The organism is Curvibacter sp. AEP1-3 (genome assembly GCF_002163715.1).
Classification (GTDB): Bacteria; Pseudomonadota; Gammaproteobacteria; order Burkholderiales; family Burkholderiaceae_C; genus Allorhodoferax.
The window spans coordinates 658,264-674,568 of the sequence record NZ_CP015698.1; the positions used below are offsets into that span (position 1 = coordinate 658,264).

General features: G+C 50.7%; 11 protein-coding genes. 10 read left to right on the forward strand and 1 reads right to left on the reverse strand.

The window, feature by feature from the left end:
- The first annotated feature begins 12 nt into the window (after positions 1-12).
- The 10 genes from AEP_RS03185 (at position 13) to AEP_RS03230 (ending at position 14,166) form a co-directional block, all read left to right on the forward strand.
- Positions 13-585, forward strand: coding sequence for a thymidine kinase (locus AEP_RS03185; protein WP_087497161.1), 573 nt, complete (start codon positions 13-15; stop codon positions 583-585).
- A 308-nt stretch (positions 586-893) separates the two neighbouring features.
- The gene (locus tag AEP_RS03190; RefSeq protein WP_087494053.1) at positions 894-2,282 is read left to right on the forward strand and encodes a tyrosine-type recombinase/integrase; all 1,389 of its coding nucleotides are present in this window, start codon (positions 894-896) and stop codon (positions 2,280-2,282) included.
- A gap of 402 nt (positions 2,283-2,684) precedes the next feature.
- The gene (locus tag AEP_RS03195; RefSeq protein ID WP_087494054.1) at positions 2,685-3,539 is read left to right on the forward strand and encodes a MurR/RpiR family transcriptional regulator; all 855 of its coding nucleotides are present in this window, start codon (positions 2,685-2,687) and stop codon (positions 3,537-3,539) included.
- A 133-nt stretch (positions 3,540-3,672) separates the two neighbouring features.
- Positions 3,673-5,271, forward strand: a complete 1,599-nt coding sequence (locus AEP_RS03200; protein WP_087494055.1) for an ABC transporter substrate-binding protein — start codon at positions 3,673-3,675, stop codon at positions 5,269-5,271.
- A 92-nt stretch (positions 5,272-5,363) separates the two neighbouring features.
- On the forward strand, positions 5,364-6,380 hold the full coding sequence (locus AEP_RS03205; protein WP_087494056.1) for an ABC transporter permease: 1,017 nt from the start codon (positions 5,364-5,366) through the stop codon (positions 6,378-6,380).
- A gap of 1 nt (position 6,381) precedes the next feature.
- Positions 6,382-7,272, forward strand: a complete 891-nt coding sequence (ddpC, locus tag AEP_RS03210) for a D,D-dipeptide ABC transporter permease (protein ID WP_087494057.1) — start codon at positions 6,382-6,384, stop codon at positions 7,270-7,272.
- Between the two features lies 1 nt (position 7,273).
- Complete coding sequence (locus tag AEP_RS03215) at positions 7,274-8,260, forward strand: ABC transporter ATP-binding protein (RefSeq protein WP_087494058.1); 987 nt, start codon at positions 7,274-7,276, stop codon at positions 8,258-8,260.
- Positions 8,257-9,207, forward strand: a complete 951-nt coding sequence (locus AEP_RS03220; protein ID WP_087494059.1) for an oligopeptide/dipeptide ABC transporter ATP-binding protein — start codon at positions 8,257-8,259, stop codon at positions 9,205-9,207. Before AEP_RS03215 ends, AEP_RS03220 begins: the two co-directional genes overlap by 4 nt.
- A gap of 307 nt (positions 9,208-9,514) precedes the next feature.
- Positions 9,515-10,081 (forward strand): D-alanyl-D-alanine dipeptidase, encoded by a 567-nt coding sequence (ddpX, locus tag AEP_RS03225; protein ID WP_087494060.1) that lies wholly within the window; start codon positions 9,515-9,517, stop codon positions 10,079-10,081.
- Positions 10,082-10,758: 677 nt separating this feature from the next.
- A complete protein-coding gene (locus AEP_RS03230) occupies positions 10,759-14,166 on the forward strand; it encodes a DUF4062 domain-containing protein (protein ID WP_087494061.1) in 3,408 nt (1,135 codons plus the stop codon).
- Between the two features lie 172 nt (positions 14,167-14,338).
- Here AEP_RS03230 and AEP_RS03235 read toward each other — a convergent pair whose 3' ends face one another.
- Complete coding sequence (locus AEP_RS03235; protein ID WP_087494062.1) at positions 14,339-16,279, reverse strand: PGDYG domain-containing protein; 1,941 nt, start codon at positions 16,277-16,279, stop codon at positions 14,339-14,341.
- Positions 16,280-16,305 lie beyond the last annotated feature (26 nt).

The window sequence follows — 16,305 nt, forward strand, 5'->3', positions numbered from 1 at the left end:
ATTGCCTCCTCCATGGCCAAACTCTTTTTCCGCTACTCAGCCATGAATGCCGGCAAGTCCACCTCCCTGCTTCAAATCGCCTACAACTACGAAGAACAGGGTCAGCGGGTGCAGCTCTATACCGCCCGTATCGACGACCGCAGTGGCGTAGGCAGCATCGCATCCCGACTTGGCATTCAGCGCCAAGCGGACACGTTTGATGAACACACGGATTTCGAAGCCCTGCTCAGCACGCAAGCCGGCTTGGCTTGCGTTCTCATCGATGAAGCCCAGTTCCTGCAACCGGAACAGGTACGCCAGCTGCACCGCATCGCGCACATGGCTAACATCCCGGCGATTTGCTTCGGCCTACGCTCCGACTTTCAGGGCAAGCCCTTCGCCGGTGCAGCACACTTGCTGACGCTGGCCGATGACATCGAGGAAATCAAAACCATCTGTGCTTGTGGTCGCAAGGCCACGATGAACGTGCGGGTTGACGACGAAGGCAAGCGCGTACGCGAAGGCGAGCAAGTAGTTATCGGTGGAAACAACCGTTACCAGCAGGCCTGTGCCCGTTGTTTTTATGAGGGCGCCACTGACCATTGAAACGGAGATAAGGCGCGAAACTGCAGCCCCATGACAAAAGCCGTTAAGCATATCTGCTTAACGGCTTTATCATTTTTTGGTCGGTGTGAAAGGATTCGAACCTTCGACCCCTTGCACCCCATTTTGTAAAACGGTCGTTTTAACTCATCCTAGCAAATCCTAGCTTTTGAATTTTATTTAATAAATTCATATAGTTACGACGCATACTTGTCCTAAATCGTCCTATCTGATTTTTTTCAATCCGCCGACATTCCGGACACGCGCCGGACACGGATAAAATCTTCGAGTGAAGATATAAGGGGTAGCAGATGGGAAAGCTCACCGTTCGCGGGATCGAAACCGCGAAGGCAAAAGACAAGCCTTACAAACTCATGGACGGTGATGGCCTACAACTCCGCGTGGCCACCGATGGTGATAAGACCTGGCTAGTGCGTTACAACATCAATGGCAAGGAGCGGCAATACCGCTTGCCCAGAAAGTACCGGGATACAAGTGGTGAAGGACACTGTTCACTGCAGGATGCCCGTGAGGAAGCTGCAAAGATTCGTTCATTAGCTCGTCAAGGCATCGACTACCAAGTCCAACTTCTGCAGATTGCAGAGGCGGAGAAACAGCGACTCGCCGAAGAAGACTCGGCAAAAAAAACCGAAGGACTCACCTTTCACGATATGTTCCAAGCTTGGATGCAAGATGGCGTCCGACGCAAGGATGGCAATGCAGAACTCCTACGATCCTTCAGCGCCGATGTTCTTCCCCTGATCGGGAGCAAATCTATAAAGGACATCACCGAACACGACTTGCGAGGTGTACTCCGAGCACTGGTCAATCGCGGTGTTAATCGTGCTGCAGTCGTCATGCGCAACAACCTCAAGCAAATGTTCGCATGGGCGGAAAAGCGCCAACCATGGCGCAAGCTTTTGATTGACGGTGACCCGATGGACTTGATCGAAATCGAAAAGATCGTCAGCCCTACTTATGACCTCAACAATCAACGAGATCGCATCCTTTCCTCTGACGAAATCAGGGAACTCCAGCAGATCTACCTAGACTTGCAAGCGAGCTATGACGCAGCAGAGAACAAACGGACGGCGCCCCACCCTGTCGATCCTGTTATTCAATGTGCCACTTGGATCATGCTGTCGACTTTGAGCCGCGTGGGTGAGACGTCCATGGCCAGGTGGGAGCACGTGAACTTCGAATCTGGACGATGGTTCATCCCCAAAGCGAATGTCAAAGGTAATCTCGCGGATTTCGACATCTACTTGTCAGAGTTTTCGCTAAAGCACTTTCGACGGCTCTATGAACTCACTGGCCACACGGAGTGGTGCTTTCCGGCAAGGCACAAAGATGGCCACGTAGACGTCAAATCGATGAGCAAACAGATTGGTGATCGTCAATCCATGTTTAAAAAGAGTGCGGACGGCGGGCCAAGACGCCCAATGAAAAACCGGAAGCACGACAACACCCTCGTTTTGGGAGACGGAAGAAAAGGGGCATGGACGCCCCATGACTTGCGGAGAACCGGTGCAACGCTGATGCAGAGTATGGGTGTATCCCTGGAAATCATTGATCGCTGCCAAAACCACGTTTTGCCGGGCAGTAAGGTCCGTCGACACTACCTCCTACATGACTACGCAGAAGAAAAACGCGAGGCTTGGCGTTTGCTTGGAGAAAGACTTACAGAGACACTGATTTAGTGGAGTTTCTCCTAACTGGTTAGTCCTGCCACACAGCTGACAACACACTAAAGATCAAGAGCAACTATGGGCCGAGGTTGTGTGAAAACTCCGATGAGTCCTGTTTCCAGGTGTCCTTGCCCCCTTGGCTCACTCAACAAAACGCAATCTGGGCCCATCTGAGCGGTCGTCTATTGGACTGGCATCGACCACGATGAGTTTTCACACAGTCTCGGCAAGTAGCAGACCAGGTCCAATGACGGCTTTGATTGCATGAACATTCCATCGCAAGGCATGATTGTTGCGGAATCGACACGTATCACAAAAATGTTGCAGTTATATCTTTTGTTATGGAATGTTAGACGTTTACCTGCTGCAATGGACTCATTAACAAGTCATCACCAGTCTTAATCAACAAAGATCATGGAAAACGAATTCATTAAGCTAGTCAATGACCGGCACGAAACGTTAACCAAGCTTGAGAGAAGAATCGCTGCTTATTTTTTGGCTCAACCGAAAGCGCTTTCGGTTGAAACTAGCGGAAGCATTGCTGATAGGACGCACGTCAGTCCAATGACTGTCACGCGGTTTTTCAGAAAACTGGGGTTCGAGAGTGCTGCGGCTGCTAAAGAGGCGTTTAAAAAGGACTTTTACGGCAACGAGCGCAGCACCATAGGCAAGCGATTTGATGAATTCCAGCGATCTCGTCCACCCTCAAACCACTCTGCGCACTTTGATTCCGCAGCGTTGGCTACCCGTAGAGCCTGCGAACTAAGCCAAGAACCGATTTGGCGAGATATTGTCGACTTGGTTGCTCATTCCGATAGCGTTTATGCCACGGGTTTCCAGACCATGGGCTACCTGGCAAATGGATTGGTGCAAAGACTTGGCTACGTACGCGCCAACGTTCATGAGCTAGATGGTACAGACGGCGTTTATGCAAAGTTGCTGACCGATCCCCGCCCAAAACGAACGCTAATCATCATTGATACCTTCCGGTATGGCCGAAATGGCCCAGTACTTGCTCAGGCCGCACGCAAGCAAGGAGCTGAGGTAGTAATTTTCTGTGACGAGCTGTGCGATTGGGGAGCGTCAATAACTCCCTATGTGGTTGCGCTTCCCACCGAAGAAGGTTTCTTCTTTAGACCCACGACAGCCATTCACTTCAGTTTGAACCTCTTGATTCAGGATGTGATTGATGAGTTAGGTGAAAGTGTTCGCGATCAGATGAAACTTTTATCCCAGGCCCAAGAGCTGTTCGGCCAGTACATGAAGTAGTCCAGGAATCCTCTCCCCCCGAATGAAAGATTTGTGGCCCAACTGGCTGCGGGGGATTTTTTTGTCTTCTTTTTTTGGTAGGCGGCCTCAGAAGATGGTCTGACGAGGTCTTTTTTTGTAACAGGAGTGATAAATGACAATTGAGCACCGATCTGTAGCATTGCGCAAGCATGCTCCCTCTCGCCCATCCGTAGCGTTGGCAACACTGCTTGCCGCACTTGCCCTAAGTGCAACTCCCGTCTGGGCGCAAAGCTCCAAAGATACGTTGGTTATCGGTAAGGCCGCTGATCCACAAACTATGGATCCCGGCGTAACCATGGATAACAATGATTGGACAGCCTCCTACCACGCTTATCAGCGCCTGGTGCGTTACAAATCTATCGGTGGCAAAGGAAGCACTGAAGTTGAACCTGAGTTGGCTGAGAGCTGGAAGGTTTCAAAAGATGGTCTGACTTGGGACTTCAAGCTCAAAGCAGGAAACAAGTTCGATGACGGTACACCGGTGGATGCTGCCGCAGTTAAGTTTTCTTTTGACCGCCTGTTTGGCTTGAAGCAAGGCCCATCGGAAGCCTTCCCAGCTAACACCGCCGTAACAGTTACCGGTCCCATGAGTGTCCGTTTCCAACTGGCTACTGCATACACACCATTTTTGTACACACTGGCAAACAATGGTGCTGGCATCGTTAATCCAAAAATTGAAGCGAAAGTTCGCGACGGTGATGCTGCCAAAGGTTGGCTCGCTGTAAACACAGCGGGCTCTGGGCCTTACCGCCTCGCAAACTGGGAAAAAGGTCAGGCACTCGTGTTGGAACCCAACCCTCACTATGCGGGACCGAAAGTCGCGTTTTCTAAAGTTCGTATCAAGATCATTGGCGAAGCCTCTGCGCGACGCCTTCAGCTGGAAAACGGCGATCTGGATATTGCCGAAGACCTGCCCAACGATCAGTTGAGCGCAATGAAGGCAAAGCCAGGACTCAAGATTGAGGAGTTCCCCAGTCTCAGCACTACCATTCTTTATCTAAACAACAATAAGCCAGGCTTGGATAAGCCAGAGGTTCGCCGCGCCATTTCTTGGGCTGTCGACTACTCAGGAATCATCGATGGAATCTTGGATGGCAAAGCTAAACAGCTGCGGGGCCCAATCCCTGTAGGAATGTGGGGAGCTGACCCAACCGTATTCCAATACAAGTTGGATTTGCCTAAAGCTAAAGCTGAGTTGGCCAAAGCTGGTAACAAACCCACAAAACTAAGCTTCCTGTACTCGGACCGGGATCCTCGCTGGGAACCCATCGGACTGACGTTGCAAGCGAACTTGGCGCCTTTGGGTATCGAGGTAAAGCTTGAAAAGATCGCCCAAGCAGTGTTCCGTGACCGCCTAGGCAAAGGTGACTTTGAGATCGCTGTTGGCAACTGGAGCCCTGACTTCGCCGACCCATACATGTTCATGAACTTCTGGTTCGACTCAAAGAAACAAGGGATGGCAGGTAACCGCGCCTTCTACACCAACGCCAAGGTGGATAGCTTGATTCGCACAGCTGCTTCGGAAACGTCACAAGCCCAACGTATTAAGCTCTACAAACAGGCGCAGGACATCGTGGTGCAAGACGCTCCTTACGTGTTGCTCTACCAAAAGAACAGCCTGATCGCACTGCGCGACAGCGTCAATGGGTATGTCTTCAACCCGATGCTTGAGCAAATCTATAACTTCGGCGGCATGTCTAAGTCACGCTAACCGATAGCACAGGACCAAACCCAAATCAAATGCATTTGGGTTGGGTACTGTCTCATCTATCGCGTCGAATTTCTTGACTGAGGTAAACCGTCATGCTCTTCATCAATGTCATACGCAAACGTCTGCTCTTTCTACTAGCGGTGGTGCTAGGCGTTTCACTAATCACCTTTTCCATATCCCACCTGATTCCAGGTGACCCTGCACGATTGGTAGCGGGCGAACGGGCAAGTGAAGAGGTAGTTCAGAACATACGAATTCAGATGGGGCTTGATCGGCCATTACCTGAGCAATACTGGAAGTACCTGAATGCAACTATTCATGGGGACTTAGGAACGTCTTTAAGGACAAACCGTCCAGTTGCAGAGGATTTAAAGATTTTTTTTCCAGCTACTTTAGAACTGGCGTTGATCGCGCTACTCCTGGCCGTTTTAGTTGGTGCCCCTTTGGGCGTTCTTTCGGCGGTGTACAGAGACAGGCCGATAGACCATGTGGTCCGAACTATGGCTGTGACCGGGATTTCGACCCCGGCATTCTGGCTGGGCTTGCTGCTCATCATGACGTTTTACGGAGATCTTGGATGGCTGCCAAGTGGTGGTCGTATCGGTACAGAGCTTACGCCACCTGCGAGGGTCACGGGCCTCTATCTCATTGATAGCGCCATCGCCGGTGATTGGCCAGCGTTTGCGAGCTCCTTCAAGCATCTCATTCTTCCGGCATTCACTTTGAGTTTTGTTCACTTGGGAGTGGTTGCGCGGCAGATTCGATCAGCCATGTTGGAAGAGTTGCAGCAGGACTACGTTAGAACAGCACGCGCAAACGGCATCGCCAAATGGCAAGTCATCGTACGCCACGCACTGCCAAATGCCTTGATCCCTTCAGTGACCGTTTTGGGTCTTGCATTAGGAGACTTGTTATACGGGGCCGTCCTCACCGAAACAGTCTTTGCCTGGCCAGGAATGGGGGCCTACGTGGTGAATTCCATTCAATCCCTGGACTTTCCGGCTGTCATGGGCTTTGCGGTGGTGGTGTCCTTTGCGTACGTCCTGGTGAATCTATTTGTCGACTTGATTTACATGTTGATTGATCCACGTATTCAAGAAGTGAACTGAGATGAGCACAACTACTGCCAATTCCACAAGTCCAGTCACTCAATCAAATAGCTTTGACTGGGCATTCTTCCTCTATCGCTTGCGCAGCAGCCCAATGATGTTGCTTGGACTAGTGATGATCACATCGGTGCTTTTGATATTGATCTTCGCACCGCTCATTGCCACCCACGATCCAAATGCTATCAATTTGAAGGCAAGGCTACTGGCGCCCTCGTGGAACAACTGGTTTGGAACTGATGAAGTAGGCCGCGACCTCTTTAGCAGAGTGGTTTACGGCGGACAGCTTTCTGTTGGCGTTGGGATTTTTGTCGTGACCATCGCCGGAGTGAGTGGCACGCTCTTAGGATGCATTTCCGGCATCGTAGGCGGCCGGGTTGACACAATCTTGATGCGAATCATGGATGTCGTTCTGTCTGTCCCCTCTCTGGTCATCACGATGGCACTAGCGGCAGCGCTAGGCCCGAGTCTTGTCAATGCAATGTTCGCGATGGCATTGGTTCGGATTCCTTTTTACGTGCGTCTTGCTCGAGGGCAAACCTTGACTATTCGCGAAATGCCCTATGTCAAGGCAGCGAAGATTTTCGGAGCGTCCAACTGGCAAATCTTGCGCTGGCACGTAGCGCGCAATGCAATGCCGCCACTGATCGTTCAAGCGACTCTGGACCTAGGGGGAGCCATCCTGATGGCCTCTGCACTTTCCTTTATTGGATTGGGCGCACAACAACCTACTGCTGAGTGGGGTGCGATGGTTTCTACCGGACGTAACTACATTTTGGATCAATGGTGGTACTCAGCTTTCCCAGGATTTGCAATTTTGTTCACTGCAACCGGTTTCAATCTGTTGGGTGACGGTGTGCGTGACCTACTAGATCCGAAGCAGAAGGGCCGTTGATATGCCGGACACAAATTCACCAAATGTTCTCGACATTCAGAATCTGTCGATTGAGTTCCCCATCTATCAAGGTGCGGTACGCGCGGTAAACGGTGTCACCGTGCGGGTCGCCCGAGGAGAGGTCGTGGGCATCGTTGGCGAGTCCGGATCCGCCAAGTCGGTTACGGCCATGATGGCGATGCGACTTTTGCCTGAGGGACGATTTAATGTCACTGGCGGTACGGTCACTTTGTTAGACCGCGATGTGGTCAGTGCACGAGAAAAAGACATGCTCAGCGTGCGTGGTCGAGATGTCTCCATGATCTTCCAAGAGCCTCTGACAGCCCTGAATCCGACACAAAGGATTGAGCGCCAGATGCTGGAGGTTATCCGTTTGCATCGCGACTGCAGCAAACAAGATGCACGCGCATTGGCGATCAAGCTCCTGGGTGACATGAGAATTGCGGATCCCGAACAGGTGCTTCAACGCTATCCATTTGAGCTTTCGGGCGGTATGCGGCAGCGCATTTTGATTGCTCTGGCATTTAGCTGTGATCCAAAAATCATTATTGCGGATGAACCGACCACCGCACTTGATGTCACTGTACAACGGCAGGTGCTCCAGCTCATGCGCGCAAAAGCGAGTGATTTGGGAACATCGATTCTCTTTATCAGCCACGACTTAGCTTTGGTCTCGCAGTTCTGCGACCGGGTGTATGTCATGTATGCCGGCAGCGTGGTCGAAGAAGGAACGACGGCAGCGGTCTTGAAAACTCCGATGCACCCCTATACGCGTGCCCTCTTACGAGCATTGCCCGAGGGAGTTCAGCCCGGTGAGCTGCTTCACTCAATTCCAGGCACCGTACCTAATTTGTCGCAACCCCTTATCGGATGCAGCTTTGCACCACGATGCTCAGCCGCAACAGACAAATGCAAGGATAAGCCCCCACTTCAATCGGTAGATTTAGAGCATAAATCCGCCTGTTGGTATGCGAAGGAAGAACTATGACGAAGACTCCAACTCTGGCACTCAATGACGTGCATGTCCGTTTCAAAATTGGAGCCGACTTTATCGGAAGGCCTACAGCAACGGTACACGCGCTCAATGGTATTGATCTGACAGTTTCTAAGGGAGATGTGTTGGGGATTGTTGGGGAGTCCGGCTGCGGAAAGTCAACGTTGGCCAATGTGCTTACTGGACTGACAAAGCCAACTGAGGGAAGTTTGCAATGGTCCGCTGACACTTCCCATAAGCTGCAGATCGTGTTTCAAGATCCTCAATCATCGTTGGATCCGAGACTTCCTGTCTGGCGCGTCATTACAGAACCCGTCTTCCTGAAGGAAAAGAAGACAAGTGGCGAATTGCGGGAAATGGCTGCAGAACTAGCGGAGCAAGTCGGACTTAGACGTGAGCAACTGGATCGCTACCCGCACGAGTTCTCCGGAGGCCAGCGTCAACGCATAGCTATTGCACGTGCTCTTTCTTCAAAACCAGATGTAATCGTTCTTGATGAACCAACTTCGGCTCTTGATATCTCAGTACAGGCACAGATCCTCAACTTATTGGCGGAGCTTCGTTCCAGCAAGGGGCTCACTTACATTCTCATCTCGCACAACATTTCTGTGATTCGGCACATGTGCAACCGAATCGCTGTCATGTATCTGGGACAGATCGTGGAAATCGGTGATGCCGCAACGGTTCTCTCAAAGCCGTCACACCCTTACACCCGATTGCTGCTCGATTCAGTCCCCGAGATCGGACGCCCCCTGGATGAGGGTATGGCGATCGGCGAGACAGAACTGCCGAGTAACCGTCGACTACCCAGAGGATGCTTTTTCCTTGAGCGCTGCCCGTTTGCATCTGCTGGTTGCGAAAAGCCGCAGCTGTTAACCCAGCAAGTCTTCGACACTCGTTATGCACGTTGTCATCTTGCAAGCGGCCTCAAAAGCGCATGACACGCGGAGTTGTTGAAGGGACAACAAAGAACGAAACCCTGCCGAAATGTCTGATTCCTTTGGCAACCGAAAAGAACACATCACCGATCGATACATACGTGAAGTGTCACCGAGTGCATTCGGAACAAGGTGAACTGTCGTTGAGAGGGTAAGGCTGAAAAGGCCATCGTAGTCATCCTAATGCTAGTTGTCCTCAGAAATAAGGCAAACGGATTTCATTCGATCTTTATGAAGAAGCCTTGCCCTAGACAGATCCCTTTTAAACACACTTGCAACTTAATTTGCAGAAACACTGTCACCAATAAAAATGCAAAAACTTATTGCCGTCAATCCCGAAACACATGATGTAGTGCTGGACTTGGTTTACGCCACTTCCAACAATATTTCCGGTAGACCTATCTATCAACGCCCTATTTGTTTACTGCATCACGATGCCGAGGTATGTCTTCGACAAGCCGTTCGTTTGGCTGCGAAATCGGGGTGTAAGCTGAAAATCTTTGATGCCTTTCGTCCGCATGAAGCTCAGGTTGAGTTGTGGGAAACGGCTGTAGATAAGCTCTATGTGGCAGACCCGAAAATTGGATCTAATCACACGAGAGGCACTGCCATTGATCTGACTTTAGTTGACGCAAATGGCGTCGAGTTGGACATGGGAACAGACTTTGATCACATGACCTCGCTGTCGCACCACTTCTCGGATCAAGTTTCAGAGGTAGCGCAGGCCAATCGCTTGCTTCTGCTCAATATCATGGTCCAGGCTGGCTTTAAGCACATACCTCAAGAGTGGTGGCACTATGAATTGCCAGAACATGAAAGTCATTCTTTGATTGACAGTGCGATTCTTGGAAAAATGAATCCAATGCACCAAGCTTGACCTCACCTGCGACGTCAGCAGTAGAAGAATTTATTAGGTACTGCTCTAGAGTGTTTTGTCTGTCGAGGAGTTGAGAAGGAAAGTACATCCCAGAGGTCGTTCACTAGTACTTGTGTCGTATCGGCAGTGAGATAGTCGGCTAGAAATTGGATGCCTCCTCCGCCGCTTTAAAGAAGCGTCAGCAATGACTCAACGGGTTACATGCAACACCGGTGTATTCCACTGAACCCAGCCATCAATTCCTATCCAAACGTTGACAGCATTTCCAGTTGAAACCTAGCCATTGTTCTGATCCACACCTAACCCCAAAATGCGATTTGATTGCACTGTTTTTCGTCGGTTTTGGGCCAGTCGCAGTCCCTAGCTTTTGTAGGACTTCAAGTTCTTCGCCTTCTAGACTGAGTCAAAGATCCGAAATGTAGAGAACAAGTTAACGAGTGCTCTATTTCGCACTGGTGATTTAGTTAACCACTCGTTTCTACCCAATTTGAACCTAATTCTTGAATGCGCGAATCCGATGGATCGCTGTCATTTATTGTTCGAACTACCAAACCGACACTGTCTACTCTACGGCGATAACAAACAATTCAAGTGTGCTACCAGTAGGCAATTACGAACTCAATTGCGCATCTACACTAACAGACTGTCACACATTCACTTGCAAACTTCCAACGCAAATGCTCCAACAAACCATACGCCTATTTGTTTCATCAACTTTCAGTGACTTTCAGGCAGAACGTGCAGCTCTGCAGACTTCTGTCTTTCCAAAGCTCAGGGCATTGTGCGAGTCACATGGGATTACGTTTCAAGCCATAGACCTGCGCTGGGGCGTCAGCGCAGAACATGTCAGACGCCATTTAACTATGGATGTTTGTCTGGAAGAGGTGAGGCGATGTCTTCAAGAGTCGCCCAAACCCAACTTTCTGGGCATGTTGGGCGACCGTTGGGGATGGCAACCAGCACCCAGCTGCATAAGAGTGGCCTTGTTTGAAGCACTTCAACAATCATTGCAAAACGAAGAAGACCGGACGTTCCTAGAAGGCTGCTACCCCACTTCCAGCTTGGACCTCAATGCATTGCCGCACACCCGAAGCCTGCAATTGGGGGGCACAACGGACAGCGCCCACAACGAGGTACGGTTACGTGAGTTAATGGAGGCTCACTTAGACCGACTCCCTTTCACATCAGAGGAGAAGGCATTTCTCGCGTTATCAGCAACAGCGATGGAGTTTCAGGTGGCACTACTAGACCCTGCAGACTCTGCATCTCTTTACGACAGTGCATTGGTAGTGAACCGAACCATTGCCGGTTTACCCATGGATGCCACCGTCGATCCTTATCTCGACGTTCAAGAAGGCCGAATTAACCCGCTGCACAAAGAACGTGTTTCAAAGTTGAAACAGCATCTGGGCACGCTTCTAGAGCCATCGCGATTGTTGGTTTATTCGGAGCATTGGCTGGGTCGGCCAGACGTTGGCGCGGCAGTTGGACTAAATCCAGAGATATCCCATAACAGCCTGCCATCGTTTATCCAGCAAGTATTGGCCACGCTTACGCAGCAAATTCAGCTGAAGATCGACAGCCTGGTAGACCGCTCTGCGGCTCAGTTGGAGCAACAGCTTCACGCAGCGTTTGGCGCAGAGGCTTGCCGTATCTTTGCCGGGCGATTGGTGGATCGCGCAGCTCTGCTGGGAGTGCTTCAGACCCCTAGCCTGCAGCAAACCCCAACACTGGTGCTAGGTGCTGCAGGGGGCGGCGTGACCACGCTGATTGCGCGTGCAGTAGCCGACTACTCGAATGTCAGTGCGGTACGCACAGTCGTTCGCTACATCAACTCCACGCCGAGTGCTTCCACGGCAAAGGCTCTGATTATGGACCTGTTTGCTCAGATTAATCCGGGACAGTCTGTACCAAACTTACCCTCGCGCATACAAGCGGCTCTCGAAAAGCTACTGTCCGAGAACCCATGCACTTGGATCCTCGATGGCTTAGACCATCTGCCTGGCCAAGATGCGCGGTGGCTACTGTCCTGCATTCCGAAGCACCTGCCGCAAGGCTCAGCGGTACTCTTTAGCTGCGCCCAGTCGAGTCCGCTGGCAAATGCGCCTGACACTGCGCACATGCGCAAACACTTCATTAGCACGTTGACTTTAGAAGACGGTATAGCCATGCTGGACGCTTGGTTAGCCGATGGTTCAAGGCCCAGGTCCCTAACCGGCGACCAAAGAGAAGAGGTTTTGCGGGCATTCAGTCTCTCAGGCAGCTCGCCACTATACCTGCGAATGGCCGCGCAACAGGCGCGTCGTTGGAAGCATTCGGATGCGGTCCCTCGTCTTGCTGAAGACATCAACTCCATGGTCGTCAGCTACTTTCACTGGCTGACACACGACTCATTGCATGGACAAGTCTTTCTGCGAACTACCTTGGCACTTATCGGCGCAAGCCGATCCGGCATTGCGGAGGTCGAACTGCTGGACATCCTTTCGCAAGATCCAGCGGTGCTCAGAGAATATGCCAACAGCAATCCCTTCGCACCGGACATCGGCCGATTGCCCGACATCATCTGGTCCCGACTGTATGCTGAACTAAAACCATTCTTGGCCTTAACTGATGCACAGACGCGCCCTGTGGTGCGCTTTCGGCACCGCGAATTTCAGCAGGTTGTTGTAAAGCAAACGCTGACTGGCGAATTTGGCCTATCCATACGGATGCGCTTGGTTAACTATTTTGAAAATCAGCGTAACCAAATCACCGTGGGTGATTACGCTCCCCTGCGCATGCGGCCTTTTCACGAAATTCCCTGGCAGTTAATGCAGTCGGGCCAATATGAAGAGCTGAGGAATTTCCTGGTACAGCCAGGCGTCATTCGCAGCATGATGGACAGCTACAACATCCATCCAGGTAAGGACGTAATCATTGGAAACTTGGTGCAGGATCTCGCAATCTACTGGACAGCACTGCAACAGCGAGGATATGAGCCGCGTACAGAACTTCTGCAAAGTATTAAGGCTCACCGCAGCACGGTTGAAGAGTCGGTCAAGACCCATGTTGCGGGTCCCACTTTAGATCAGATAAATATCCCACAGCTCGCCCAAAATATGATGACGGTGCAGGTTGACCGGCTGCTCAACTACCTAGGCGAAGGCGGTTTGGGAAGCGAAATAAATCGACCAGCCCTCTTGGGCGAGGAAGCGTCAGTAATAAGCGAGATCTTTCAACCTTTGGAGGTCCTGACCGAGTTTTTCGAGTTAAAGCGACAGCAGTTGGTATTGCGGCACCGGATTAAAAGTGACGTCCAAGTCACCGGCCACACTGCCAAAGAAAAGGCCGATCGCCTAATCGACCTTACCGAAAAGCTGAAAGGGTCCGTGAGCGTAGCCCAGCGATTCATTGCCGAATTTGAACTGGGCGCCTCCAACAGTGACGAGACGTTTGGTGTAGGTTACCTAGGTGCCATCAATTGGTGGCCCCTGGCGCAAGCCTACTATTTGATTGACCAACCAGATCGAGCGATCGCTACGTTTCAGGATGTAATTGAGCGGCTAGCGAATGCGCCCGCCCAAGAGTTTCTGGCTCAACTGATTGAAGCAAAGATGCAATTTGCTGGGGCGCTGCGTTCTGTGCAACGCTATAGCGAGGCATGCGAAGGATTTATTGAAGTGGTCGAACTCATGGATGGCGCCGGGCTAGCTTGGCAGGGGCGCATACCAGCGCTATTGGGCGACACCTTCAACATTGCCCTCGAGGCTGAAATCGATGCACGCCAATTGGCTGTACTACAACGTCTAGCTGGCTTTAGAGCAAAGTATTTTCAAATCGACAACGCTCTTCAAGAAACGATCAACTTGATGCTAACCATCACGCACCACCCTTGCCAAGCCGGAGCCAGCTACTCCCCAGAAATGCAAGAGCTGTTGCTCAAGGTTTGCCGCACCGGACTGGGCTTGCTTATGGAGTCCAAGCGCTTCGAGGAAACACGCAGATGGGCGGCGTCTTGCTTGCCCGCCTACGAGAAAGTGTTTGGTATCGATGGTGAGCGATCCATTGCGCTGCGCGGTATTGCCGAACCCTCTCGAATGACGTAGTTTCACTTTACATGACGCTCCCCTTCAATTGATGGGGGGCGCAAATGTAAATGAAGCACGCCAATAGTCAATGCAGCTTCCACATTGGAAAAGCTGGTTTGCTAGCGCTTGTCGCCGGCAAAGCACTATTTAGTCGCAAGCCACATACAGCTCAGCCTGCTTTGGGGGAAAGTTAACCACCAGTCGCTGCTTCAATAGGCTTGCTGCGATGCAACGCATGCCAATGTGCTTGATCTTGAAGAAAATAATCGGCTGATTCAAGAATTGCAGCACTCGTTCCGATTTTTTCAGCAGTTGCAAGGTAGCTGAGCACCAAATTTCCGCGCTGTATTTCTTGTTCCAGCGCAAATGTTTCCAACACCTTGCGAACACCGCCCCAGCCGCCAAGCCCAAGTACAAGGCAAACCAACGCAACATGCTCCATCATTGGACTAAGTATCGACTTGCGAAGCAGGACTTCACTCACGACATCTGCAGTGATTGCGAGTAAAACAAAGACGAAAAATCGAAAACAAAAACGAGAACAAATCGTTAGTCGCCTTACGGCCTTTTCGCGTCTATCAATAAGCGTATCTTCGTGGTATTCGATCTGATCTTTGATAAAGCTCCCTAAAGCATGCGATGCCTTTTTTGAGGTATCTTGATCGATTTGCAGGCCCGCCTTGCATGCATCATGGTAAATGGATTGAAGTGCTAACCTGACCCATCCTGAATCCGTATGCTCAGCAAGTGGCAAGTCGCATGCCGGACAAGTCGGTTGCCCAAGAAGAGTGCGAACATGCAGCACGCGGATGCATTCAGCCAGTAAGCGGTAATCTTGATGTTGAATCTCCCACTGTTTAGTTTTGGCCATTGCATAGCGAATCCACGCTAAACCCAACGCAATTAAATAAGCAAAAAAGAATGTTGGTCCGGCCCAATGTTCCCAGGCATTGTTGGCACAAAACTCGAATCCCAAAGGATCAGTGAGATCGCAGGCACTGCCAAATTCAGAGAAGGCCGCCAACATGATCGCGGCAAAGAGACTCAGACCTATCAAGGTTTGAGGGGTACTTTGGAGGCGCTTCCAAAGCGGCTCCAGTGCAAGCTCTTTCGTCGTCGCCAATACCAATCGCTGCCATTTATCTTGACTTTCGCCTGCGAGTTTGTCGGAAATTGCACCGAAACGCCACGCCTTCTTCAAACCCGATGGCTCAATTGACTCCTCCCTCTTTGCGACAAAGTGAGGAAACTTTCCATTCCAATTCGCTTTCAAGTTTGCATTGAATTTTTCCGTCGCTGCTAAATGCCATGACACAATTCTTTCACCGGTATCCTCTTTGCCCCCAATCTCACTTAGGTTTAGAAGGCTCGACAGCTTACGAAGAGTAAAACCCCAAACCCCTTCAGATCCAGTTGCTTTTTTGAGGAGATTTATCATCGAACTGCCAGACCCATTGAAAGTAAATGATTCAATAGAAATTTCAAGCACAGAAGGAACAATATTTGTATCACCAGAGATACTATTGACCAAACGGAACCAAATTGGATGCTCAGCAGTAGAATGTTGAAACTCCTCGCAATAGACGATAGTAGTGTTTTCCAAAGCAACATCTAAAGAATGAATCACCCCTAACGCAGAGTTCTTTTCCTCTTGTGTCAAGTCCTTGCTTAACTCAATGTAGACCGTGACTGAATCGGTCTCGTACAAGTTCGAAAAAATGTTGCCCGCGACAATTGCAACGTCAGTATCGGAATACCAAACACACCAATCACCTGGATTGCCATCAAGTACCCCTTGGTCGCCATCAAGTGGCACACTCATCGACTCATGAAGTTGAGCAGCCTGCACTACTTTGATGCATTTGGTGTACTTCCCGCTAGCATTCGGTTTGGTCTCTAGCAAGGGGGCGAATTTTTGTTGGAATTTGCCAGCTGGCACAGGGTAGCGCTCACCTATCACTCCAGTAACTATCGCATCTCCAGCTTTACACTGGACAGGCCCTTCAAGGGTAGTAATAGTTTGAGCTCGGTCTGAGATCTCAACACTTACTTCAACGGGGCGTGATCGGTAAGTGACTTTCCGAAGTGACAACTTGTCATAGCCGGAATTCGTTGCCGGTGTTTGGGTCATATTCAAATTTCAAAAAAATGAGTCCG